General features: G+C 52.0%; 18 protein-coding genes. 8 read left to right on the top strand and 10 right to left on the bottom strand.

The window, feature by feature from the left end:
• Nucleotides 1-55 precede the first annotated feature (55 nt).
• The 3 genes from EJN92_RS11725 to EJN92_RS11735 all read left to right on the top strand — a co-directional run bounded on the left by EJN92_RS11725 (nt 56) and on the right by EJN92_RS11735 (nt 2,856).
• Nucleotides 56-535, top strand: coding sequence for a thioesterase family protein (locus tag EJN92_RS11725; protein ID WP_126127990.1), 480 nt, complete (start codon nt 56-58; stop codon nt 533-535).
• A gap of 4 nt (nt 536-539) precedes the next feature.
• Nucleotides 540-2,054, top strand: a complete 1,515-nt coding sequence (locus tag EJN92_RS11730; protein WP_126127991.1) for a protein adenylyltransferase SelO — start codon at nt 540-542, stop codon at nt 2,052-2,054.
• A gap of 166 nt (nt 2,055-2,220) precedes the next feature.
• A complete protein-coding gene (locus EJN92_RS11735) occupies nt 2,221-2,856 on the top strand; it encodes a glutathione S-transferase family protein (protein ID WP_126127992.1) in 636 nt (211 codons plus the stop codon).
• Nucleotides 2,857-3,301: 445 nt separating this feature from the next.
• Here EJN92_RS11735 and EJN92_RS11740 read toward each other — a convergent pair whose 3' ends face one another.
• Nucleotides 3,302-5,986: a S9 family peptidase gene (locus EJN92_RS11740; RefSeq protein WP_126127993.1), complete on the bottom strand. Its 2,685-nt coding sequence runs from the start codon at nt 5,984-5,986 to the stop codon at nt 3,302-3,304.
• Nucleotides 5,987-6,107: 121 nt separating this feature from the next.
• The gene (locus EJN92_RS11745; protein WP_126127994.1) at nt 6,108-7,157 is read right to left on the bottom strand and encodes a M29 family metallopeptidase; all 1,050 of its coding nucleotides are present in this window, start codon (nt 7,155-7,157) and stop codon (nt 6,108-6,110) included.
• 546 nt (nt 7,158-7,703) lie between these two features.
• Between EJN92_RS11745 and EJN92_RS11750 the strand changes: the two genes are divergently transcribed.
• The gene (locus tag EJN92_RS11750) at nt 7,704-8,642 is read left to right on the top strand and encodes a LysR family transcriptional regulator (protein WP_126127995.1); all 939 of its coding nucleotides are present in this window, start codon (nt 7,704-7,706) and stop codon (nt 8,640-8,642) included.
• A 7-nt stretch (nt 8,643-8,649) separates the two neighbouring features.
• Here EJN92_RS11750 and EJN92_RS11755 read toward each other — a convergent pair whose 3' ends face one another.
• Nucleotides 8,650-9,342 (bottom strand): DUF1045 domain-containing protein, encoded by a 693-nt coding sequence (locus EJN92_RS11755; RefSeq protein WP_126127996.1) that lies wholly within the window; start codon nt 9,340-9,342, stop codon nt 8,650-8,652.
• A gap of 130 nt (nt 9,343-9,472) precedes the next feature.
• Here EJN92_RS11755 and EJN92_RS11760 point away from each other — a divergent pair, with 130 nt between their 5' ends.
• Nucleotides 9,473-10,630 carry an alpha-D-ribose 1-methylphosphonate 5-triphosphate diphosphatase gene (locus EJN92_RS11760; RefSeq protein WP_126127997.1) on the top strand — a complete coding sequence of 386 codons (1,158 nt, stop codon included), beginning with the start codon at nt 9,473-9,475 and terminating at the stop codon, nt 10,628-10,630.
• A 79-nt stretch (nt 10,631-10,709) separates the two neighbouring features.
• On the opposite strand, the gene EJN92_RS11765 is transcribed toward EJN92_RS11760, so the two are convergent.
• Both EJN92_RS11765 and EJN92_RS11770 read right to left on the bottom strand, forming a co-directional pair.
• Entirely contained in the window at nt 10,710-12,659 is a 1,950-nt protein-coding gene (locus EJN92_RS11765) for a hypothetical protein (RefSeq protein WP_126127998.1), read from the bottom strand.
• Between the two features lie 230 nt (nt 12,660-12,889).
• Nucleotides 12,890-13,828 carry an exopolyphosphatase gene (locus EJN92_RS11770; RefSeq protein WP_126129896.1) on the bottom strand — a complete coding sequence of 313 codons (939 nt, stop codon included), beginning with the start codon at nt 13,826-13,828 and terminating at the stop codon, nt 12,890-12,892.
• 316 nt (nt 13,829-14,144) lie between these two features.
• On the opposite strand from EJN92_RS11770, the gene EJN92_RS11775 reads away from it, so the two are divergent.
• Nucleotides 14,145-15,203: a phospholipase A gene (locus tag EJN92_RS11775; RefSeq protein ID WP_126127999.1), complete on the top strand. Its 1,059-nt coding sequence runs from the start codon at nt 14,145-14,147 to the stop codon at nt 15,201-15,203.
• 173 nt (nt 15,204-15,376) lie between these two features.
• Here EJN92_RS11775 and EJN92_RS11780 read toward each other — a convergent pair whose 3' ends face one another.
• The 3 genes from EJN92_RS11780 to queC all read right to left on the bottom strand — a co-directional run bounded on the left by EJN92_RS11780 (nt 15,377) and on the right by queC (nt 18,363).
• Entirely contained in the window at nt 15,377-16,810 is a 1,434-nt protein-coding gene (locus EJN92_RS11780; protein WP_227869521.1) for a bifunctional serine/threonine-protein kinase/universal stress protein, read from the bottom strand.
• A gap of 1 nt (nt 16,811) precedes the next feature.
• Nucleotides 16,812-17,555, bottom strand: coding sequence for a metallophosphoesterase family protein (locus tag EJN92_RS11785; RefSeq protein WP_126128000.1), 744 nt, complete (start codon nt 17,553-17,555; stop codon nt 16,812-16,814).
• A 100-nt stretch (nt 17,556-17,655) separates the two neighbouring features.
• Nucleotides 17,656-18,363 (bottom strand): 7-cyano-7-deazaguanine synthase QueC, encoded by a 708-nt coding sequence (queC, locus tag EJN92_RS11790; RefSeq protein ID WP_126128001.1) that lies wholly within the window; start codon nt 18,361-18,363, stop codon nt 17,656-17,658.
• 454 nt (nt 18,364-18,817) lie between these two features.
• Between queC and sorT the strand changes: the two genes are divergently transcribed.
• Both sorT and sorU read left to right on the top strand, forming a co-directional pair.
• A complete protein-coding gene (gene sorT, locus EJN92_RS11795; protein WP_126128002.1) occupies nt 18,818-20,050 on the top strand; it encodes a SorT family sulfite dehydrogenase catalytic subunit in 1,233 nt (410 codons plus the stop codon).
• An 11-nt stretch (nt 20,051-20,061) separates the two neighbouring features.
• Nucleotides 20,062-20,388: a SorU family sulfite dehydrogenase c-type cytochrome subunit gene (sorU, locus tag EJN92_RS11800; RefSeq protein ID WP_126128003.1), complete on the top strand. Its 327-nt coding sequence runs from the start codon at nt 20,062-20,064 to the stop codon at nt 20,386-20,388.
• Nucleotides 20,389-20,495: 107 nt separating this feature from the next.
• Here the strand turns inward: sorU and EJN92_RS11805 are convergent, their stop codons facing one another.
• Nucleotides 20,496-21,668, bottom strand: coding sequence for a rhodanese-like domain-containing protein (locus tag EJN92_RS11805; RefSeq protein WP_126128004.1), 1,173 nt, complete (start codon nt 21,666-21,668; stop codon nt 20,496-20,498).
• A gap of 313 nt (nt 21,669-21,981) precedes the next feature.
• Nucleotides 21,982-22,725 (bottom strand): DUF3108 domain-containing protein, encoded by a 744-nt coding sequence (locus tag EJN92_RS11810; protein ID WP_126128005.1) that lies wholly within the window; start codon nt 22,723-22,725, stop codon nt 21,982-21,984.
• Between the last annotated feature and the right edge of the window lies 1 nt (nt 22,726).

Raw genomic sequence — 22,726 nt, forward strand, 5'->3', positions numbered from 1 at the left:
AGTAAATGTTAGAGTGACGCATATTTTCAACATTGATCGCAAGGATATTCCCGGCATGACCCAGCACATTATCCAAAACCCAGAATTTCAGGCTTTACTCAAGCATGTGATGGAAGAAAAAATCCCATTTTGTCAGCTGCTGGGAATTAAGCTGAGTAGCTTTGACCCTGATAATCCGCAGATTAGTATCGATATGCGCGAACAATTGTTGGGTAATTTTTCCAAGGGCATGTTGCATGGTGGCGTGATCGCCTCGGTGCTCGATAGCATGGCTGGTTTTGCGATCTTGCTCAAGATGGCGCAGCATAGTCCTAAGGACGATGCGATGTCGCAGCTGAAGGAATTTTCACGCATGAGTACCATCGATCTGCGCATTGATTATTTACAACCAGGATTGGGCAAGAGCTTTACCGCCAGCGCTGAAGTGACGCGTCTGGGCAAGCGCATCGCCAATGTGCTGATGACGCTCAAAAATGAGAAAAATGACTTGATCGCCACTGGCGCGGCAGCCTTTATGTTGCACGAGAAAGCCTAATCCTATGCCTAATACCAACCCTAACAATACTGCTGGCTTCGCGTTTGATAACAGCTATGCGCGTGAACTGGCTGGCCTGTACGCACCGTGGCAAGCGGCGCAGGTGCCGCAGCCGAACGTGCGCAAATTGAATCAGACTCTGGCTGCGCAACTCGGGCTTGATGTCGCGCTTTTAGATGGCGAGCTCGGTGCCGCGATCTTCTCCGGTAATCTGGCTCCGGCTGGCGCCACGCCTTTGGCGCAGGCGTATTCCGGGCATCAGTTCGGACGATTTTCTGGGCAGTTGGGGGATGGACGTGCGCTCTTGTTGGGCGAAGTGATTGATATGCTAGGACAGCGCCGCGACATCGCCTTTAAAGGTTCTGGAGCTACCCCCTTCTCGCGTGGTGGTGATGGCAAGGCCACGCTGGCACCGATGCTGCGTGAGTACTTGATCAGTGAAGCCATGTATGCCTTGGGCATACCGAGCACCAGAGCACTGGCCGTGGTCAGTACTGGCGAGGCGGTCGTACGCGAAACCGTGTTGCCCGGTGCGGTGCTGACCCGCGTCGCCAGCAGTCATCTGCGGGTAGGGACATTTCAGTTTGTGGCAGCACAAGATGATGAGATCGCACTGCGTCAACTGGCCGACTATGCGATAGCGCGCCACGATGCCGCATTGGCCGATCACGAAAATCCCTATTTGAGTTTTCTACAAGCCGTCAGTGAACGGCAAGCTGCTTTGTTGGCTCAGTGGATGCTGGTCGGCTTTATTCACGGCGTGATGAATACTGACAATATGACGATCTCGGGCGAGACTATCGACTACGGTCCTTGCGCCTTCATGGATAGTTACGACCCCAACACCGTATTCAGTTCTATCGACAGACAAGGTCGCTACGCGTATGGCAATCAGCCACAGATCGCGCAATGGAATCTGGCACGTCTGGCCGAAACTTTATTGACGCTGATCGATCCAGACCCGGAACGCGCCGTGCTGCTAGCGACTGCGGTGTTAGATAGTTTTCCGCAACGCTATCAGGCGCATTGGTTGACGGGTATGCGGGATAAGCTGGGTTGGGTAGGTGAGCAGCCGGGTGATATGGAATTGGCCAAAGATTTTCTGACGAGTATGGAAGGGCAGGACGTCGATTTTACGCTGGCGTTTCGCGCTCTGGCGGAGCTGCTAGCGTCACCAGCTAACCAAGCTGCTAGCGGCTTGCACGCTTTGTATCAGGACAGCGCAAAGCTCGATCGCTGGTTGCCACTGTGGCGCCAACGTGTGCTGAACCAGGCACAGGTGCCGGAAGCTTTAGCCCAGCGCGCCAGCGCGATGCGTGCCGTTAATCCTGCCTATATTCCGCGCAATCATCTGGTCGAACAAGCTTTGAATGCCGCGCTGCAAGGTGATTTTGAAGCCTTCGAACAATTGCTAGAGGTGCTGCAAAACCCGTATCAAGAAAGGGCGGAGTGGGCCTCGTATGCCGAGCCAGGGCCGGCCAGCGCGGCAGCATGTTACCGTACCTTTTGCGGTACCTGAGGCCAGTTGAGGCGCCCGGTGTTTTTAATGAGCCTGCTGTGACGCGCATATTCCATGCGCCTTCCCAGCCTGCCTGCCCGCAGAACCGCATGGGATATGCGTGAGCGCAGTGTGCCATAGAATTATTTAGGGCGTTTTTTAGTGAATCTTTTTTGAGGGCGTAAGCATGCTACTTTATGGCAGTACCGACTCCGGTCACTCCTACAAAATCCGTGCGTTTTTATTGCTCACGGCAAGCCCACACGCATATCAGTGGATAGATCTGGCTCTGCCTCAGTCACACAGATTGGCGGCCTTTGTGGCGGCCAGTAAATTTGGCGAGGTGCCGGTATTGCTCGATCAAGGGCAAGCTATGTGCCAGTCGAATGCGATTCTGATGTATCTGGCGCAGCGCGTCGGCAAACTGGCAGGCGCTGAAACGGAATGGCAGGGCGTGCTTGAATGGCTCTCATGGGAAAGCAATCGCATAGGATTTAGCCTGCCCAATCTGCGTTATGCGCTACGCTGGAGCGCGCAACCGCCCGAGGTTCTGCATTACCTGCGGCAGCGCGTGCTGGCCGATCTGGCCAGGCTGGATGCGGCCGTCTCTGCGCAGGATTTCTTGCTGCCGTCCGGTCCCAGTATTGCCGACCTCAGTTGTTCTGCGTATTTGTTTTGGTTAGATCAAGTCGGGATAGACGAAAGCGCCTACCCGCATCTGCAGCGCTGGCTGGCGCGTCTGCGCGCACTACCGCACTGGCAGCATCCGGATCTGGCGATGCAAGCTGTCGCGCCAGATACTTCCCTTGCCAGAGATGAGTAGATCTAGCGGCTGCGGCCAATCAGGATTTTTTTGATGCAAGGCCCAGCGCGCATATTCCATGCGCCTCGCCAGCCTGCCTGCCCGCAAAGCCGCATGGAATATGCGCGAGCGGGCAGGGGTGTTTTTTATTACACTAACTTGTTACTGTTCAGCCAGCGATGAAAACTCCCTCGCCCGCTAGCGGGAGAGGGCCGGGGGCGGAACAGGGAATTTGGATAGCATGCCATCCACCTGTGTAGCAATATTCGCTTATATGCGAATATGCGCACTGCAAGGGAGGACGATTGAGCAAGGCTTGTCTTCAAATAGCTGATGCGCTTAGCAATATGAAAAATCAAACATTGTGCAAATTTGAACTACCCTCACCCCAACCCTTGTCCCGCGAGCGGGAGAAGGGCTTTGTATAGCAGGCTGAACAGTTACCTAACTTGCTGACACTAGCGATTTACTTGGCAACGCCCAAATGCTGGAGGAAGAAGCTTTCGTATTTCTTGTGGCGACCCTTGGCTTTGACGACGCCATCGAGGCCATGTTCGCCGTCTGGATCTAGGAACAGATCGACTAGACCTTCCTTGCCGTTCTCCAATAAGGCACGATACACGTTGACGGTATCCTGATACAGCACATTCGGATCTTGCATACCATGTACCAGCATCAGTGGTTTTTTTAGTCCTGTGGTGAGCGGTAATAAGGAGTAGCGGCGCAGCGTGGGTTTGCTGCGTTCGGTCTTGCCTATGGTGCGGCCGCTGTACCAGCTATTATAGTTTTCCCATTCGGTGGGGCCGGCTCCGGCGATGCCAGCGGCAAAAGTGTCGGGGCTGGTGTACATGGTGTATTGGGTTTGGAAGCCACCGAAACTCCATCCTGTTAAACCTATGCGCTGGGCATCGACGCCTAGATTTTTTTGCATATAACTGGCCAGGTCTTGCAGGTCTTCGGTTTGTGGTTTGCCGACTTGTTCCCAGTTGGCGTCACTGAATTTTCGCCCGTAATTGGAGTGTCCGCGCGGATCGACGGCAACCATCACATAACCATGTTTGGCCGCCATATACATGCCGAATAAATAGGCAGTCGCTTGAAAACTGTCGGTCTCGACGATATGCCTGTCATTGAGCGGGCCACCGTAGGTGTACACCACCGCAGGGCGCAGATCGCTGGCTTGCCAGTTGGCCGGTTTGAAGACATACGCCTCGATCGCATCACCGTGCCGGTTCGCATAGCTAAACCGGGCGGGGCGTAAGAGGTCAATATTTTTCCATTGCGGGTCGTGGCTATCGGTCAGCACACTGCGGGCACGCGTATCGAGCTTGATTAATTGCAGCTCAGGGCGCTTAGACCATTGGCCTGCAACACTGACCAATTGTTGGCCGTTCTCTGCCATCGCGCTGTTGCGATGAAAGTCGCCAGCCTGACCAAGCGCCGTCATACTGCCATCGGCTAGCTTGACGCTATACGCATTCATGGCGGCAAAATCGTCGCGATTGGCCAGCACCAACATGGTTTTGCTGTCTGGGCTAAAACCTATGATGTGATGCGCCTCAAAATTGCCCTTGAGTAGAGCTTGTGCCTTGCCCTTGCCGTCTTTAGCGTCGCTATCGATCAGGTAGGGTTGGCGGTAGCCGTTCTGATCCAGAATGGCAATGAGGCTCTTGCCATCCGGTGTAAAGCGCGGTGCGATGACATTGACCACCTCGTGGCCGACATCGCCGCGTTGCTCAAACACTAGCGTCGGTTTGAGGTTTTCATCGGCTTTGCCTACATAGATGCGCAGCAATTGCTTCTCACGTTCCCAGGTTGAAAAGGTATACCGGCTGGCGTCCTTGGCCCAGCTTACTTTACTCATTTCAAACCAGACATCGCCGCCTTCATTGCTAAACACAGGCGGAGCTTGCAATTTTGGATCTGCATTATTCTCGCTGACGCGGCGTATGTAGAGCGCACTGGCAAGTACTTTGCGTTTGTCATCCGAGACTTCGCGCGGCACTTTTTTAGCGCTGGCAAAACGTTCGCTGTAATTCATGATTTCGACCTGGCGCTCCGCCGCTGGTGCGGGTTTGCCAGCTTCTGGCACCGCGTCTGGGGCTTCCGCGCTGATCGCCATCCAGCGCCGGTCTTCGCTTAAGACGGTTTCTTTGATGCTGTATTTTTTATCGGCGTCGTCCGGATGGATTAATTCGCGGTTGAGTTGACGCAAATCACCATTCTCAAAATTGGCGCTATAAATGCGCTTGTCGTCCATGTACAAATAGCCTTGATCTTCGGCGCTATAGCCGATCAGGCGTTCAGCTTTATCGGTCTGAGTTAGGCGCGCTATCTTGCCAGTGGCTGCTTGCAGACGGAATAGATCACCACGGTATTGGAAGATCAGTTCATTGGCCTTTTTTGCCCATGCCAGGTTCTCGACGCCGGGATAGAGATCGCTGGCTTTGAGCCTTTCTTTGACGAGTTTCTTTTTCAGTTCGTCGCGCAATTCCCAGATTTCCTTGGCCTTATCGTCTTCTGAACTCTTGTCGGCTTTCTCGTCTTTTTTATCTGCATCCGCTTTGCCGGCCTCGGCTTTATTGGTTTTTCCTAAGGCTGCCATGGCGATTTTTTCTTTGGCGGCATCGGCCGCGAGCATGGCTTTTTTGGTGGCGTCTTTGGTTTTTTTATCTGCCAGTTCTTGTTTGATGCCCGCTAATGCGGCGGTTTCCCAGAGACTCAGATCGACTTTCTCTCCGCGCAAATAGGCAGCGTGGGCTTCGGCCTTGGCTTGCCGCTCGCTTTCTTCTTGTTCTTTTTGGAGAGCCTTTTTATCGAAGCGCAGCCAGTCCTCTGGGGCATCGTAGCTTTTCATGAGGGTAGGCGAAGTGATGCGGCTCGTGCTGCCTGTGAGCGTGTCGTGCAGGTAAAGGTCGGAACCATTTTCACCGAAAGGATTCCACAAATACGCCAGATAACGGCCATCTGCGCTAAAGTGCAACTGACTCGCGGCCTGGCCTGCATAGCTTTTGGCGCGGTAGACCTGCTCTAGTGTCAATTCACTAGCAGTAGCGCTGACAACCGAGGCCGTACTTTGATTATTCGCGGCCAATGCTAAGCTGCTAGAAAACGCCAATGCGATGCTAAGGCTGAGTAGTTTGGGTAACATGCGGTCCTATCGTTTTTTTAGTGGAAATGTAGTCTGCGCCTTCGACTAGCAAGAGAGGCAAACAGTTCCCTGGTCACTAAATCAGATTCAGCACAGGCAAACTAAAGTTTGTGCCGACAAATCAGACCACCCACTGACCATCGCGATACACCACTTCATCGTCCAGCAAGACCGTTTCGGTGACGGCGAAGACGTCGACGTGGTGTTTGCCGTCGCCGCGTTTAAAATTCGGTTTCCCGTAGATGCCGTGTTTGGCGCCCAGCGATAAGTGGATGCCGCACATGCGCTCGTAAGTGCCGATGTCGCTCACGGTGCGGTCTTTGGTAAACGAGCGGTTCATGCCAAAGCCAAGTTCGCGCACCCAGACCACGCCGCCTTCATCGGCGCGAATATTCGCCAGTACCTGATCGAATTCCGGTGTCGAGTCTAGTGCTGCTATCACCTGGCCTTGTTCCACTACCAGCGTGATCGGCTGAGCTGGTTGATTAACGCTAAAAGTGGTGTCGCCGAAGATGAAGATGCGGACCCGGCCACTGACCGCTTGCAGATCTTTGGCTTCGGTAAATACTTCACCGATAGGGAACTGACCGCCGACGTTTTTCATTTCGCTATAGTCGCCGATATTCAGTTTGGCCGATTCAAACGGCGAGGCGAAGATTAACTTCTCACCTCCGCTATCGACCACGCCATGGCTGGCGGCATCGATCTTTTGTTTTAGCGCATTGCCGACGCCTCGGTAGTAGGCAGGGTCGTAAGCCAGCGCATCGATGTAGTACAACACTTGCTCGCCAGGCATACGCCCTAGATGCGGATGCTCGATGACCTTGAGCTCACGCTTGAACAGCTCGACCCGGATACGGAAGGCGTCCATACGAAAATTGGTACTTTGTATCAGTACCACCAGATCGGAGGCGACTAGCGGAGCCAGCATTGCCAATACCGCTTCCGGCGTGCTGGTGTCAAAGTCTATGAACTGCGCCTTAGGCAAGGCGCGACGATATGCCGCAGTCAAAGCTAGAGCCAACTCACAGCGGGTATCGAACACCACCACGGCAGCGTGGCTGTCATCATGCTTAAATGCAAAGCTCAAAATATCGCTGATATGGCGTGCTGCGGTTGCGATGCTAGCGGCTTGTTGAGCGCTAGGCTCCGTGTTGGTGGCGTGTGTCATAGGGGAATGCAATAGAGAATCGGACGTTTGAAAGTGTCGTTATTAAGCGCGACTGCAAACTAATTCGCCATTTTATAGAAGTGTCGCTTGATGCGCACTGTTTGAGCGCTATTACTGAATTTTAGTTTGTGATAGCGCAAATCGCGTGTGCACATTTTTAGCCTGAATGGCAATAGTGTGCGGCTAGGATTTGCGCCAAATAATCTTATAGATTGTGGCGCGCGACTAAACGTAAACGGTGGAAAACTTGAGCGCTCTATTTAATGCTTGCTCCAACGCGATTTTTGCCAACTTCCTAATCTGTGATGCGATGCCAAGGGCTGTGAATTGATGTGCGCATTGATACGGGCTAGGCATCGTCCGGCGTAGCTTGCCAGACTTCTTAGCCCATAAGGATAGCGGTTTTTGTCGGATATAGTGCGCAGAGTATTCATGATGCATGGCTTGTTTAGTTGGATGAGATGCCATTATAGGTGTTAATATTTGCACTGAATATGTGGTAATTTGCAGTTTTTATTTGCGGAAACGCACAGTTAGAGTGAGCCTATGTCGGTAAAAATTTCTGACGATAAAATTCCCTATGCTAGCCGTATCGATTGGGATGATTTGCGCTATGTATTGGCATTGGCGCGTAGCGGCTCACTCTCGGCAGCCGCAAGAAGCTTGAGGGTGACGCATACCACGGTATTGCGTCGGCTTGATGTGATCGAAGAACGTTTGCAGGTGCGTTTGTTTGAGCGCCTGCGTAGTGGCTACCAAGCCACTGCCGCTGGCGAAACCTTAAGACTAAGTGCCGAGCAGTGCGAGCCGCTAGTGGCGCAGGCTGAACGACATATTATGGGCGGCGATACGCGGCTAACTGGTAACTTGCGCGTTAGTACAGCACATGTATTGGCGCTGCATTTGTTGCCGTCAGCTTTGGCTTTGTTTCATGCTGAACACGCAAAAATCGTGGTGGAAGTAAGGGCCAGCCGAGAACGCGTCGATCTGGCACGGCGAGAGGCCGATATTGCCTTGCGTATGACCAGGGAAGTGCCAGATACTTTAGTCGGACGGCAACTAGGGCAAATACGGGTAAGGGTCTACGGCTGGCATCAGGACCCGCGTATCCTGGCTCTGCGCGGACATGCATTGCCTGATATGGCCGGTTTACTTAGTGATTTTCCATGGATAGGATTTGATGGGCAGGACAGAATTTATGATCGGTGGATAGATGCGCATGTCGCGCTGAGTGCTATCGTGGCGCGTGCCGATCATTTTCCTAGTGCGCTGGCATTACTAAGAGCCGGATTAGGACTGACAATATTGCCAGAATTTGTCGCGCTTGATACGCCGGGCCTGGTCGCTTTATCCGCGCCTATCGAGGCCTTGCAGACACCTCTTTGGATACTTACCCACGCCGATTTACGCAATACCGCGCGAGTGCGCGCCTTCATGCAGACGGTAGGAAACGGCTTAGAAAAAACTCTGGCTGCGATTTTGTAGCGGCTGTCTACACTGGAAATTGATAGCGCTTAAGTAATCTGAAGTCTGCCCCTGGTTCATCTTCACAAAATAGTGCGATGCCCTTGATGCACATGCTTTCAGTGATCTGAAAGTGTTTGACCGCGGCATCGCGCAAAATGTTGGTATGCGTCTCATCGCAGTAAGTCATGGTGTCGCTGAGGGTGAGATGGAAGCGATATTCTTCTTCAGTATACGGATAACCCCAGCGCTGCATCAATTCTTGCTGGCGCAAACTGAGTGCCTGACTATTGCGTCTGGCCATTTCCGTGTTATTCAGTGGTGCACTCAATTCTGCAAACTGGCGCACGCAGCGCATCGCTAGGGCATCGAGCGATGGGCATTCGCAATTCGGGCGTAAACTCAGAAAACTCCCCATCCATAAGACTTGCGGTGAGGGGACGATGATAGGGCGTTGCTGGCTGCAAAAGCTGCTCAATTTTTCTTCTAAAACGGCGAGCGTATAACCCTGAGCGAGACGAAATGGTGCTTTTAAGGTGGCATGAAAACCATAGCGACGTGCATCGCGGGTGTAATGATGGAGCAATTCTTTGCTCAGACCCGCGATAGGGACTTGTGCCAGCGCGCGCGAAGAGGCGCTATCCCGTCCTAACCATAGACTACCTGCCAGCCACCATTGGCTACCGGTTTCAGGTGCAAAATACAGCGCATAACGTGCCATGTTTAAGTCTTCCTTAAAGGAAAGAATATTGCACTATTTTCTGTTAGCGATTGTTAGCGAGATAGATTAAAGCCAAGAAGGTGTGATACTGTGAATTGTTATACTTCCTCTATCTTGTCTTTGTTTGTCTATGAAATCAAGCATCAATCACTTATTTATTAAAAACGCACGTATTATCACTGCCGATGCGCTCGCCTATGGATCGCTAATGGTGCAAGATGGCCTGATCGCTGAGTTTGGCAGCATCGCAAGTTCGCCTGATCTAAGTATAGAGGACTGGCAAGGCGACTACCTGCTTCCAGGTTTGGTTGAGTTGCACACAGACAATCTCGAAAAACATTTGATGCCGCGCCCCAAGGTGAATTGGCCAGTATTGCCCGCTATCTTGGCGCATGATGCCGAGATCGCAGCTGCCGGTATCACCACCGTGCTCGATGCGATTGCGGTAGGTGATCTGGATGCCAACAGCGTGCGTATGCAGACACTCAGCAGTTGCACCCAGGGTTTGCAAGAGGCCGCCGATGCGTCTTTATTGCGCGTCGAGCATTTTTTGCACATGCGTTTGGAATTGGCCGAGCCAGACTTAATCGATATGTTTAAGCCATTCTTGCATGATGAGCGTGTGAAGTTGGTGTCTCTCATGGACCATACTCCCGGGCAGCGTCAGTGGACTGATCTGCATCATTATCGCGTGTATGTCGGCGGCAAGCGCGGCTGGAGTGAAGAGAAAGTCGATTCCATGCTAGAGCATATGCGGGAACGCCAGCAGTTACATGCCGCCGAGAATCGCCAAAGAGTGGTACAGCTGTGTGCCGAGCGCGCTCATCCTATTTGCCTGGCGACGCATGATGACACTACTCTGGAACACGTCAGTGAGGGCGTGGCCGACGGCGTCAGTGTTGCTGAATTCCCGACCACGCTGGCGGCAGCGCAGGCGGCCCGTGCGCATGGTTGGAGCATTATCATGGGCGCGCCGAATCGTGTTCGTGGCGGCTCGCATTCCGGCAATGTGGCCGCTAGTACTTTGGCACGTGCCGGTTTGCTCGATGTGCTGTCTTCTGATTACGTCCCCGCCAGTTTATTGCATGCGGCATTTTTGTTGCAGCAGGATGGTTTTAGTCTACCGCAAGCAATCGCCACCGTAACCCGCAATCCGGCCCGACTCATAGGCCTGCACGATAGAGGTGAAATCGCGCTGGGCTTAAAGGCTGACTTCATCCGGGTACGCATGCATGGACAGATACCGGTGGTCATGGGTGTCTGGAAGGCGGGCCAGAAGATCGCCTAAGCGAAAAAAAATGATAGCAAAACTAAAAAGCCCAAACCTGAATACGGTCTGGGCTTTTTTTGATACAAATTAATGCGTGCTAGTTAATATTTAAGATGCCGCGTAGCTGATCCATCGCTACTCCATTCAGGCGCAATTCGCGGTTGGAATCGAGACGGGCGCGGCCTCCTAGCATGACGTTGCTATCACGCTCTACATACACCCTGTCATTGCGCCACAGCGGGATTAACTCATCTGGCATTTTGGCGAAACTTAATACCCGTGCATCTGCCTTGGTTTCGATTTTGTAGGCGGTATCGCTAACGCTGGTACATCCGTAGCTACTATTTGCGACATATCTGTCGACTGCAGTATCGTTGGCTACCACTTTGCAACGATAAATGCGCGCTTGTTTTTCGCTTGGATTGAACGCGACCCGATATCTACTGAGTGGATAAAAACTCACGGTGCCGGTTTTCCCGCCACTGGTATCGAGTATCGGATCGGCGGCAGTACCTAGTGTTATGGTTTTAAAATGCAAGCTATTTCTGCCGCCTATATACACGCCATCGGTCAAGGCACTTAGTGGGTAGCTGCTGATCATGTCATCTAAAGTAGTGGCCAATACCTGAGTACCGGTTGGCGCACCTAGTAGCATTTTATCTTCGCTTAAACTGCTATACGATAGTGGGTTTTCGATCTCGCTTGTAACATGGTAAAACAGCTTGGAGCCAGCGACGAATGCTACATCTAAGCCCGCAGTTGCTGGATCGGCACCCCAGAATTTGTAGCTGCCATAATTCACATCTGCGTACGGAAATTTCCTAATTTCAGTGATCACATCTTTAATGTTTTTACCGCTAATATCTTTTACAGTGCGTACTGTTTTGCTTTTAAGTGCATCGCAGTAAGTTGAGAAATTTTCACCCGCGGCATTTCTGACTGTCGCGGTATTTTTGAAATCTGCTGGACATGCAAACCATGCTGTACCGGTAAAATACACTTCGCTGCGCCCCCAGTCGTTACCGCTAGATTTCTTGATGTCCTTTATCATTTGATAGCGTTGATCGGTATAAAAATACCTGCCTGTGGTCGCTGCGTCTTTGATATCGTCATCGGTCACCACAAATTGCCGCACAAAATAACTGATCTTGCCTAGGCTGTTGGCGTAACTGAACCAGCGTACACTGGCGCCCGCTGTGAGTGCGCTCACATCAAGCTTGTCTTCGCTGTGATTTTTATCGTCTTCCAAAGCATCTTTCAGACTATCTTTGTCGATATGTGTGAGTTCTTTTATCTCCGCTACTGCAGCTGCCAGATCTGCCAGCGACAGTTTTCCACTCTTGAGTTTTTCCTGCAAAGACGCGAGCAGTTCCAATAAGCGTTTATTCAACAAAGCTTCTACTTGCGCCTTGCTGAGACTACTGTCGCTGTCCATCAGCGTTTTTAAATCGTCCAGATGCGCTTGTTTTATTTTGACCAATACGCGCCCCGCATCAGCCGCTTTCAGCGAGTCGTCATCCGTTTTTCCGACGATATTGTCTAGAGGCGAGCCGCTCAGTTTGAGCTGTTCTTTGACCGCTGCCACCGCAGCATCTACGCCGGCGCTAGGATTTTGCAGCAGATAGGTTTGCACCATGGTCGTCAAAGGGCTGATATAGCCAGTTTTGCCGGCGGGCGCACTCAGGGTGTAAGCCGTGCCTACCGTGCCTGTGGGATTGTCGGCATCTACTGCATCGGCGGGGATCTCGACTAGGATAGGAAATTTTGTGCCATCTGTGCCCACGGGCACCAGTATAGTTGCCTTACCATTTGCGTCCGATTTGGCCGAGGTCGGCTCGTTGGTATCGCATTTTCCATTAAGATTAATGTCTAAACAGGCGATGGCACCCTTGATGAGACCGTCATTGATAATGGTATCGTAACTGATGCCGCTAGGTGTAGGCGTGACGCTTGGCGTATCGTAGCTAGAACCACTACCGCAAGCGATTAAACTGAGGGACAGGGCGAGCGCGGTCGCGCTGCCTAGTGGGGGCAATTGATGCTTCATAGTGGCTCCTATTAGATGAGCAAACTAGTGCACAATTGTATTAACTATATTCTGTGACGCTGCTTGCTGAAAGTTGAGTGTAGGTCAGAGATTGAAAATTCACAAAGAATAAATGTCACTTATAGGTATTTTTTTGTCAGTTAATTTGTGCTCGATTTTAAATCTATAACAGGAGGGGAAAACAGTTTCCTCCTCCTCTCGCTTGAATTTGGCAGTTTAAAATTTTTAACTCAGCCATCTAGGCAAATGCGTGTGATCAGGGTGCCCAATACAGTTTCGGCATTCTCATTTTCTACCTGGCAAGTGCCGGCATTTTCGTGCCCGCCGCCACCGTATTCCAGCATCAATGGGCCGATATTGGTTTTGGATGTGCGATTGAGTATGGATTTGCCGGTAGCAAAGACGGTGTTCTGATTTTTCAGACCCCACAACACGTGGATAGAGATATTTGTGTCTGGGAATATGGCGTAGATCAGGAAGCGGTTGCCAGCGTAAATAATCTCTTCCTTACGTAAATCCAGTACCACCAGATTTTTGTGAACTGTGGCGCAGCGCAGGATTTGTTCTTTGCATTTCGCCTCGTGTTCAAAGTACAGATCGACCCTTTCTTTGACATCGGGGATCTGCATGATCTCATCTATGCCGTGATTTTTACAAAAATCAATCAGATCCATCATCAGGTTGTAATTCGAAATTCTAAATTCGCGGAAACGCCCCAGGCCGGTTCTGGCATCCATCAGAAAATTCAATAAATCCCAGCGCTGCGGATTGAGTACTTCATCACGGTTAAATTGGGCGGAATCGCCTTTGTCGACTGCCGCCATCATCTCATCCCAAGAGGCCGGGAAGGCTTTGAGGCCGCCGTAATAGTTGTAGACGACTCTGGCCGCCGATGGCACATCCGGTTGTATCACATGGTTGGTCCGTGTTTCACTATTGCGCAGGGTCTCGGATAGATGATGATCGAAGGCTAGATGCACCCCTTCTACATACGGTAGATTGGTAGAAATATCGTTTTCTGTGACGGTAATTTTCCCATCTTGCATGTCTTTAGGATGAACGAACTGTATGTCGTCGATCAGATCTAGATGCTTGAGCAAGACGGCGCAGACTAGGCCGTCAAAATCGCTGCGTGTGATGAGACGGAATTTTCTTGCGTGTATAGACATCATTGCCCCCGGGTGGTTGATGATACTTAGTCAGCGATATTATTCAGCGATTTTATTCAGCAATTTTATTCAGTAATACTTGGTCAGCGATACTTGCTCAGCCTTATTAATCGGCGCGTTTGGGATGGTGTTTTTTTGCGGGTGTTGTCGCAAAACTCACTGTAGCCATTTTTTTGGGGAATGTCTATGAGTGCTTGTTGCAGGAGCGTCTGTATTTGCGCAGGTTTGCCCAAAAGCAAAATGTTGATGATAAAATGCCATGAAAATTCGCATCCTTGTTTAATCGCCGTCTGGCAAATTTAGCTAAAAAAACGCAATGAAAAAATTACTCTGTAGCACAACACTCTTGGTGCTTTCCAGTCAGGCGATGGCAGTCGACACAGGATGCACGCAAATCCTCAAGGACAGTGAACGTTTGGCTTGCTATGACCAGGCCAGCGGCAGGACTGCTCCGATAGCGATTTTGCCACCGGATCAGGCGAGTGAAAAAAATGCCAGCGAGGCTAGCCAAGCAGCGGCTAAACAAGCGCAATACGAAAAAATTCGTCAAGAGCGCATAGGTTCGAATATGGTCGATCGTTGGGAGCTCGATTCCAGCAAATCAACCGGGAGCTTTTTGCCACGCGCCTATAAACCCATGTATGTGTTGCCGGTGACCTATACCAGTGAAATTAATAATAACCCTAGTTCGCCTTCGCCGAATCACACTTCTAAGAATACCGGCGCGCCTTTGAATCCGCTGGAAGCGAAATTCCAGATCAGTTTGAAAGCCAAGCTGTGGGAAAATCCTCTGGGCCTGGATGCCAATCTGTGGGCCGGTTATACCCAGTCTTCGCGTTGGCAGGTGTACACGCCAGCTTTGTCGCGACCTTTCCGCGAAACTAATTATGAGCCAGAAGTGATGGCAGTGTTTCATACGCCATATGAAATTTTCGGTTGGCAAGGCCGCATCGCTGGCGTGAGTCTGACCCATCAATCGAATGGCCGGGCGCAACCTTTGTCGCGTAGCTGGAACCGCGTGATTGCTGAAATCGGTATGGAAAAAGGCGACTGGAGTCTGAGTCTGCGTCCCTGGTGGCGCATTAAAGAAGCTGCCGCGGATGATGATAATCCTGGCATAGAGAATTACCTAGGACGCGGCGAACTCTTAATCACGCGTGTGATGGGACATCATGTGTTCACTTTACGCGGCCGCCATAGTCTTAAGGGCGGTGCCGAGTCGCGTGGCTCAGCACAGCTCGACTGGGCTTTTCCGATCGGTAGCGGGGTGCATGGCTACTTGCAATTGTTTACTGGTTATGGCGAAAGTATGATCGATTACAACGTCAAACAAACCAAGTTAGGCGTCGGAATCTCTCTGGTCGAGTGGCGCTAAAACAGGTTTCGTTAGACTTGATTAGCTAAGCGAGAAAATAACAAAAGCCTCCTGCTGCCATGCATCAGGAGGTATTTTTTTTAAGGGCACCGCCAGCACGCATAGCCCATGCGGTCTGCAGGCCGGCATGCCCGCAAACCCGCATGGGATATGCGCGCTGGGCCTATGCCCATTTATTTTCCGTGGGATTTTACGACGGTGACGGTGCATTCGGCTTCCGCCACGACTTGTGCCGAGACACTGCCCAGATAGCGCCGTATGCTAGAGCTGCCGCGTGAACCGATGATGATGTGATCGACATTATTATTTTGTGCATAGTCGATGATGGCCGCGGCCGGATCGTGGGCCTCGAGCACGTGGAAGGTGATTTTATCGGGACTGATATTGAGCGGCCTGGCCCAATGCTTGAGCTCTACCAATTGTTTGACGTGCACATTTTGCCCTTGCTGCACGATGCTGTCGTCCATCCCTATGCGACTGGTTTTGCGTATCGTCAGGCAGGCCAAGCGTGCGCCCGGTTCGGTTTGCAACATACGGCGGGTGATGGAACGCAGTTTGTCGGCCAAAGCCGTGGAGCCATTGGTCAGATCGAGCGCGGCCACGATGATGGGCGCTTGCGATAATTGTTCAGAGACACTGTGCTGCAAAACAGGCTCAGAACCTGCTGCATGAAAGCGCCTTTTTATGACTGCCAGATAGCCATCCTGCGCGATTTTTTCGGCGCGTGCGGTGAGCTGGATCTGCCCGGGATTTTGCAGCATAAATGCCAGTTGGGCCGCGGTATCGAAGCGTGCGCCAGACTCTACCTCCAGGCAGCGCAAGATCACTTCTTGCAGCCATTTCGGGATGGCAGGATTGTGGCTGCGCGGCGGGATCGGATCGCGATACAGGCGCTTCTTTAATCCTGACACCGAGGTTGGGTGGCCATAAGGGCGCTCGCCAGTGGCCAGGTGATACAGCAAGACTCCGAGCGAAAACAAGTCGCTACGCGGTTCATTGCGCACCCCCAAGACTTGCTCGGGGGAGATATAGGGGCCGGTACCCATAGGCAGGCGGAATTCTTCATCGAGTAAATCGGGCAGCTTGTCATGTCGCGACAGCCCAAAATCGATCAGCACCGCGTTGCCGTCAGGGCGGAACATGATGTTACTGGGCTTGATGTCGAGATGGATCACGTGCTGTCTATGCAAATCTTGCAAGGCATGGGCGATCTTGATGCCGGTGCTGACCACTTCTTCTATCGGCAAGGGCGCTGCATCGAAACGACTGCGTAGCGAAACCCCGGCAATCTGCTCCATCACGATATACGCTTGGGCATCAAAATCACCCGCGCCAAAGTAGCGCGGCACATGCGGGCCCTTGAGCTTGGGCATGATCATCTGTTCCACTTCAAAGGCCACGATCGCGGTCGGGTCTTCGGTAGAGAACAGCAAGGGCACCTTCATGATCAGTGGTGGCAGTGCAACGTCACCTTCTGTTTGGTGACGGTTTTTTAAGTCGGTAACACTCCACAGCGCCGCCATGCCGCCAGTGTGAAGTTTCTCTTCTAAACGGTAACCGTCAAATTCCATACCGGCTTGTAAGCTGCGATGGCTGGACGGGCTCAACTTAGTCTCCCGAGATTAGACGTTGGCCTAAGCTGGCTGGTAGGCCGGCCGCGATAATTTTTTCGGCTGCTGCCTCGGTATCGTAAGGAATTCTATAGTAGGTCAGCTCCAGCGTGACGCTGTCAAAGGTGGCGTAACAGGCTGCCGGATTGCCATCGCGCGGTTGTCCTACTGAGCCCGGTATTACCAGCCAGCGTCTTTGCTTGCTGAGCGGAATGCTGTTTTCCGGAGTCGGTAAAAATTCACCGGTCTTGCCAGTGAGCGTCATGTGATACAAGGTGGGCAGATGGACGTGGCCGCAGAAGGTGATGTGCGCCTTGGTTGCATGCATGCTGCGGGTGGCTTCCATCGTGCCTTCTACATATTCCCATTTTTCTGGTGCCCAGGCATTGGCGTGCACCATCAGGAGTTCCTGGATTTCGATGCGATAAGGGAGATTGCGAATGAAGTTCAGATGGGTTTCGCTGAGCTGGGCGCGGGTCCACTCTACCACTTGAAAAGCAATCGGGTTCATGCCTTTGCGTTCTTCCTGTATCAGCGCAATATCATGATTGCCCATCAAGACATAGGCACCGCGGCTGGCATACTCCATCACGGTATCGAGCACCCAGACCGGATCGGCACCATAGCCGACCAGATCACCCAGAAACGCGTACTGGCTGACATTTTGCTGCTGCGCATGCGCTAAGCAAGCACTGACGGCTTCGCGGTTGGCATGTAGATCGGTCAGCAAGGCTATCAGCATAGGGAATTTCTGTGGTGGGGGTAAGTAAAATGCCTGCTTAGAGTCGCATGCAAACCGGAATAGTTAGGATCAATACTAGACCTTGAAACTAACAACAAGCTTACAAAGTTCCTGCATATTCCTGATAACCCCGGGCGCGTAAGGCGCAGGCCGGGCAAGTGCCGCAGCCGTGACCCCAGGGATGCAGCGTGCCGCGTTCGCCCAGATAGCAAGTATGGGTGTCGCTACGTATTAAGTCGACCAGATTGCTGCCGCCTAATTGCTCCGCCAGTTTCCAGGTTTGCGCTTTATTAATCCACATGAGCGGGGTCTCTAATTTAAGACGGGTCGCCATGCCCAAATTGAGCGCCACCTGTAAGGCCTTCATACTGTCATCGCGGCAATCCGGGTAGCCCGAAAAATCGGTTTCGCACATGCCACCGACCAGCACATTGAGTCCGCGCCGGTAGGCCAGCGTCGCTGCCACCAGCATGAACATCAGATTGCGACCCGGCACGAAGGTATTGGGCAAGCCATTTTCTTGCATGGTGATTTCTATTTCTTCGGTCATCGCGGTGTGCGAGAGTTGCGAGATCAGACCTAAATCGAGCATGTGATCTTCGCCTAGCTTGGCGTGCCAGTCATCAGAAAAACCGCGCATCTTGGCCAACAGGCTAGGGCGCATAGTCAGCTCTATCGCATGCCTTTGTCCGTAATCAAAGCCTATGGTTTCGACGTGCTGATAGTGCGCCAAAGCCCAGGCCAGGCAGGTGGTGGAATCTTGTCCGCCGCTAAATAAGACCAGGGCGCGGTCGTTGCAGGTATTCATGTGTTCTGTGGCTCCCGTAAAATCGGATACTGAGGGTGAGTATAAGTATTATTTTACACATTGCGCAGATTCTACGTGCGCAATCCAGCACTTGATAGTGATACTCCCCCTTTTTTCGTATACCTCATGGCGCAAGGGTGCTTCTAAAAAACCATCCTCGTGCGCCTTGCGCTGCATTCCGATTAAATGGTTTTTAGAAGGCCCCGAAATGCCGAGGCCTGCCGTTGGCACATTGCGGTAAGCGTGCGCTATTTCATTCTATGCAATCAAGCGCAGAGTGCAAGCGCCACAGATGGTGTCGAGCGCGAGAAATTAGTCTTGTCCAAAATCAAGATAACTTGCATAATCGATACACTCTTGCTAATCAGATCATGGACTCACAAAGATCTAAAAGAGTCAGCGCAGATCGCGCCACACTTAAAGTTTTTGGACCATAACGATAAAAGATGAAACCATGACTAAGCAACTAAAACCGAGTAATCCCTCGCGCCGCCATCTACTGACCGGCGGTGCCGTGGCACTGGCCGCGGGCGGCATGGCAGGCATCAGCAAAAGCGCCTTGGCGCAAGCCGCCGCCAGTGTCGTTCCGGCTGCAGCAAAACCCCTGCCCGCCTATGTCGCCTGGAAAGATCCGACGGCCATGATAGTGCACACTTCCAGCACCCTGGAAACCAAGCGCAGCGCCTTTGGTACCAGTGTGATTACACCCGCCGAGCAACTGTATATCCGGAATAATTTACCGGCACCGGATGCTTCGATTATCGCCGACCGGGATGCCTGGGAAGTGCAGATCGAAGGCGTGAAAAATCCACGCAACTTCAATCTGAAACAACTCAAGGGCATGGGGCTGGAAACTACCGCGATGGTATTGCAGTGTTCAGGCAATGGCCGCGGTTTATTTCCGACTAAGGCCAGCGGTACCGCATGGGCGGTTGGGGCGGCCGGTTGCGTGGTCTGGAGCGGCGTGCCAGTGCGCGATGTGGTGGCAGCACTGGGCGGAGTAGCGGATGGGATGGTCTACATGACCGGCACAGGCGGCGAAAAAATCCCTGAAGGTCTGGATCCTAAGAGTGTCATGGTAGAGCGTTCGGTACCTCTCAAAGCCATGGGTGACGCCTTGCTGGCATGGGAGATGAACGGCGCGCCTATCCCGTTGGCGCATGGCGGCCCTTTGCGCCTGATCGTGCCCGGTTACGCCGGTGTCAACAACGTTAAATACATTAAACGGCTGGCATTCACACTGGCGCAAACCGAGGCGGCAATACAGAAGACCGGTTATCGACTATCGCCGCCGGGGCAAAAGGGCGATCCTAGCCATCCCGCCGTGTGGGAAATGGCGGCCAAGTCCTGGATCAACTCGCCAGCACCTGATGCTGGCGTTGTGCCGGCCGGAATGAGCTTGATCAAGGGCGTGGCCTTCGGTGGTATGCAAGCGCTCAAAGCTGTGGAAGTGTCGATTGATGGTGGCGCGTCCTGGTTGGCGGCCAAATTTGTCGGGCCCGATCTGGGTCGTTATGCCTGGCGTCAGTTTGTACTGAGCGTGAAACTCGCGCCCGGTAATTACACCATCGCCAGTCGGGCCATCGATGTCTTGGGGAATCTCCAGTCCGAAGTGAGTATGGAAAACACTGGTGGCTATAACAATACCAGTTGGCGTGACCACGCCTTAAAAATCAGCGTTGTGTGAGGAAATTAAAAATGATCAACTTGAATAAATTAATGCAAAAGCTAGTGCTGGCAGCCCTAGCACTTTCCGCACAAGCAGTGTTGGCGCAAGATACATTGGAAGCCGGTAAAAAGTTGTTTACCGAAAGTGCGGTACCGGCCTGCGCGCTCTGTCATCGTCTCAAACACGCCGACGCCGCCGGTGAAATCGGCCCGGTACTCGATGAATTACGACCAGACGCCGCCCAGGTAGAGAAAGCCATACGCAACGGCATAGGCCAGATGCCGGCCTTCACCACACTCAGCGAGAGCGACATCAAATTGCTGGCAAAGTATGTCTCTGAGGTGGCGGGTAAATAGGCTTAGGCGCTACTACATCAATAAAAAAACGGAGCTTCACCTAGAGTGAGCTCCGTTTTTTTAAAAATTTCAGTTGAAGCAGTGCAAATTTTATCGTGCTATCAGGCCTAAGATTTTTGCGCCACAGGCAAAGATTTTTCACGCCATTCTGGCATGCCACCGCGGTACCAATGGATTTTTTTTGCACCTTTGGCCTGAGCCGCGATCGAGGCCTTGTAAGATTTCCAGCACTCCGGACCGTTGCAATAAAAAATCAAAGTCTGGTCCAGGGATAGTTTGGAGAGGGCTGAAAAGTCGTCCAGTGTGCCATCATATTCCCGGTCTTTCAGGCTCTTTTCGAGATAGGGGGCGTGTACCGCGCCTTTGATATGTTCAAGTTCATATTCCTTAGCACCGCGCGTGTCTACTGCTACTGCACCTGCCGCCAGCAATTTCACGACCTGATCTGCACCTACACGGGCAATCCCGGGAATACTCTCAGGCGTCAAAATCCCGAGTGATGCAATGTAGCGGTATTGCTCTTCATCGGCGCTGCTGGTGCTCTGAAACTTCGCAAAACCACTGCTGCTGGCATCCGGTGAGGCTAGCCATTTCAAAAGTTTTTTTCTATCGCTATCGGGCATATCCTTGCGCACCATCATGGCCGCACCAGACGGCACAGTACGGGTAGATTTTAGAATCTTAGCAATGTTAGGATTGCTCTTCATCCAAATCTGCGCCTCCTCTTGCTCGGCAATGGTGACGTCTGCCAGATTGGAAGAAATCGCCAGCAAACCGGCACCGCTGGTTTTGCCAAACGTAGCTTTTTGGAAGCTTTTCATGCTCACACCCATTTCTGTCAGCAAGCCTTTGGCCAGGTAAGTTCTGGCGGAGTCTTGCTGAGTCAGGTATAGACGTGCGCCCTTCATTTTGTCTGGCGTGTCGATTTCTTTACGTGCGATCAGGACAAATTGCGTATTTTGTTTGTTGCGCGCCAATAAATCATAACTATGACTAATGGCCGATGCAGTAACGTGCGGCGGGCCAATCAGGATATCGTTTTCCTGTGTGCGCGAAGCGCGCATGACATCGGTTAGATCTGAGGTTTGCTTGAGCACTATCTGTGATCCAAGCGCTGCAGTCAGTGTAGGGGTAGGCGAAGCCAGCATGGATTGCTGTTGTTTAACATTGTCATCAGCTGGGTCGTGACCGATTAATACCTTGATTTCTGCCTGAGCCACGAGCGGGAGTGCGATACTCAGTGCAACTGCATACAGCTTTAGATGTAGAGACATACTCATAATTATTTAGGATGTGAGGAAGCTGAAAAAAATTCACCGCCAAAAGCCGTGAAAAAGTATGCAGAGCGAAAGAACGAAATAATTGCAGTGCATCAATATATTTATAGCATGTAATACTATTGCAGTGCAATAATAATTACTTTTAGTAAAACAATTTCCTGTGCCAACTAGCGCAATACAGCTGCGGCGTGCAGCCCCGTATAGGCTGGAAGCGCTTTAGGTATTGCACGTTGGCGGCATGCTTGGACGGGACTAACACGGACGACCAGCGTCAAAATGACGTGGCTTGCTGCGCTTTAACGCTTCACTATCCTTACTTATTCATGCTGCTCAGGGTCTGGTCGACGGTATCACCGTCGGCATCGGTAAACTTCAGGCGCACCGGATACCATTCCAGTTTGGGTGCCAGCCAGATTTCCAGTTGCTGGTCCTTGGAATCGGGTGGCGGTGCTTTGATGATGTGAACGCTAGAAAATTCGCCCAGTGCAGTATTTAAAGTAACGACCTCTGCTACCTTGAACGACCAGGCTTCGGCATCGCGTCGGCCTGCCACAAACATTTTCCATTCGCTACCAGGGATAAATTTATCTCCCGCCGCTCTGGCTAGCGCCACCAGTTGCCAGGTGGCGCTACTGCGATCTTGTTCACCACCTTTAATAGTGTAAATGTCATTGGAGGCGGTAAATTGTATGGTTTTTTTGCTGCGATCAAAACTGGTGGTGGTGGCGTCTTTACCGAATCGTTTCTCTACATATTTATCGGGCGCGACGCCAAATTCATCGATATTGCCGTAGCTATTCGCCTCCAGAATTTTGCCAAACAACATCACCCGGGTTTCGGTCAGTAAGGTATAGGACTTCTTATTTTTTTGCTCCGTGAGCTGCCATTTCACCAAGGCTTCGCCGCTGACCGACAAGCCTTTTTGTCTGGCTTTAATCGCGTACTGTAGATCCACCGAAGGCGGCAGATTGATCGCGCTGTCGGCGTAAGCCAGGCTATAGGCGCTAAAGCCTAAGATAAGAAACAAGCCTTGTAAGCGGGAGATAGAATTGTGCATT

Origin of the sequence: Undibacterium parvum (assembly GCF_003955735.1) — a bacterium.
In the GTDB taxonomy this organism is placed as follows: domain Bacteria; phylum Pseudomonadota; class Gammaproteobacteria; order Burkholderiales; family Burkholderiaceae_D; genus Undibacterium; species Undibacterium parvum.

Coding starts and splice junctions, on each gene's coding strand:
- EJN92_RS11725 (WP_126127990.1), top strand. CDS start 56: ATGACCCAGCACATTATCCAAAACCCAGAATTTCAGGCTTTACTCAAG.
- EJN92_RS11730 (WP_126127991.1), top strand. CDS start 540: ATGCCTAATACCAACCCTAACAATACTGCTGGCTTCGCGTTTGATAAC.
- EJN92_RS11735 (WP_126127992.1), top strand. CDS start 2,221: ATGCTACTTTATGGCAGTACCGACTCCGGTCACTCCTACAAAATCCGT.
- EJN92_RS11740 (WP_126127993.1), bottom strand. CDS start 5,986: ATGTTACCCAAACTACTCAGCCTTAGCATCGCATTGGCGTTTTCTAGC.
- EJN92_RS11745 (WP_126127994.1), bottom strand. CDS start 7,157: ATGACACACGCCACCAACACGGAGCCTAGCGCTCAACAAGCCGCTAGC.
- EJN92_RS11750 (WP_126127995.1), top strand. CDS start 7,704: ATGTCGGTAAAAATTTCTGACGATAAAATTCCCTATGCTAGCCGTATC.
- EJN92_RS11755 (WP_126127996.1), bottom strand. CDS start 9,342: ATGGCACGTTATGCGCTGTATTTTGCACCTGAAACCGGTAGCCAATGG.
- EJN92_RS11760 (WP_126127997.1), top strand. CDS start 9,473: ATGAAATCAAGCATCAATCACTTATTTATTAAAAACGCACGTATTATC.
- EJN92_RS11765 (WP_126127998.1), bottom strand. CDS start 12,659: ATGAAGCATCAATTGCCCCCACTAGGCAGCGCGACCGCGCTCGCCCTG.
- EJN92_RS11770 (WP_126129896.1), bottom strand. CDS start 13,828: ATGTCTATACACGCAAGAAAATTCCGTCTCATCACACGCAGCGATTTT.
- EJN92_RS11775 (WP_126127999.1), top strand. CDS start 14,145: ATGAAAAAATTACTCTGTAGCACAACACTCTTGGTGCTTTCCAGTCAG.
- EJN92_RS11785 (WP_126128000.1), bottom strand. CDS start 17,555: ATGCTGATAGCCTTGCTGACCGATCTACATGCCAACCGCGAAGCCGTC.
- queC (WP_126128001.1), bottom strand. CDS start 18,363: ATGAATACCTGCAACGACCGCGCCCTGGTCTTATTTAGCGGCGGACAA.
- sorT (WP_126128002.1), top strand. CDS start 18,818: ATGACTAAGCAACTAAAACCGAGTAATCCCTCGCGCCGCCATCTACTG.
- sorU (WP_126128003.1), top strand. CDS start 20,062: ATGATCAACTTGAATAAATTAATGCAAAAGCTAGTGCTGGCAGCCCTA.
- EJN92_RS11805 (WP_126128004.1), bottom strand. CDS start 21,668: ATGAGTATGTCTCTACATCTAAAGCTGTATGCAGTTGCACTGAGTATC.
- EJN92_RS11810 (WP_126128005.1), bottom strand. CDS start 22,725: ATGCACAATTCTATCTCCCGCTTACAAGGCTTGTTTCTTATCTTAGGC.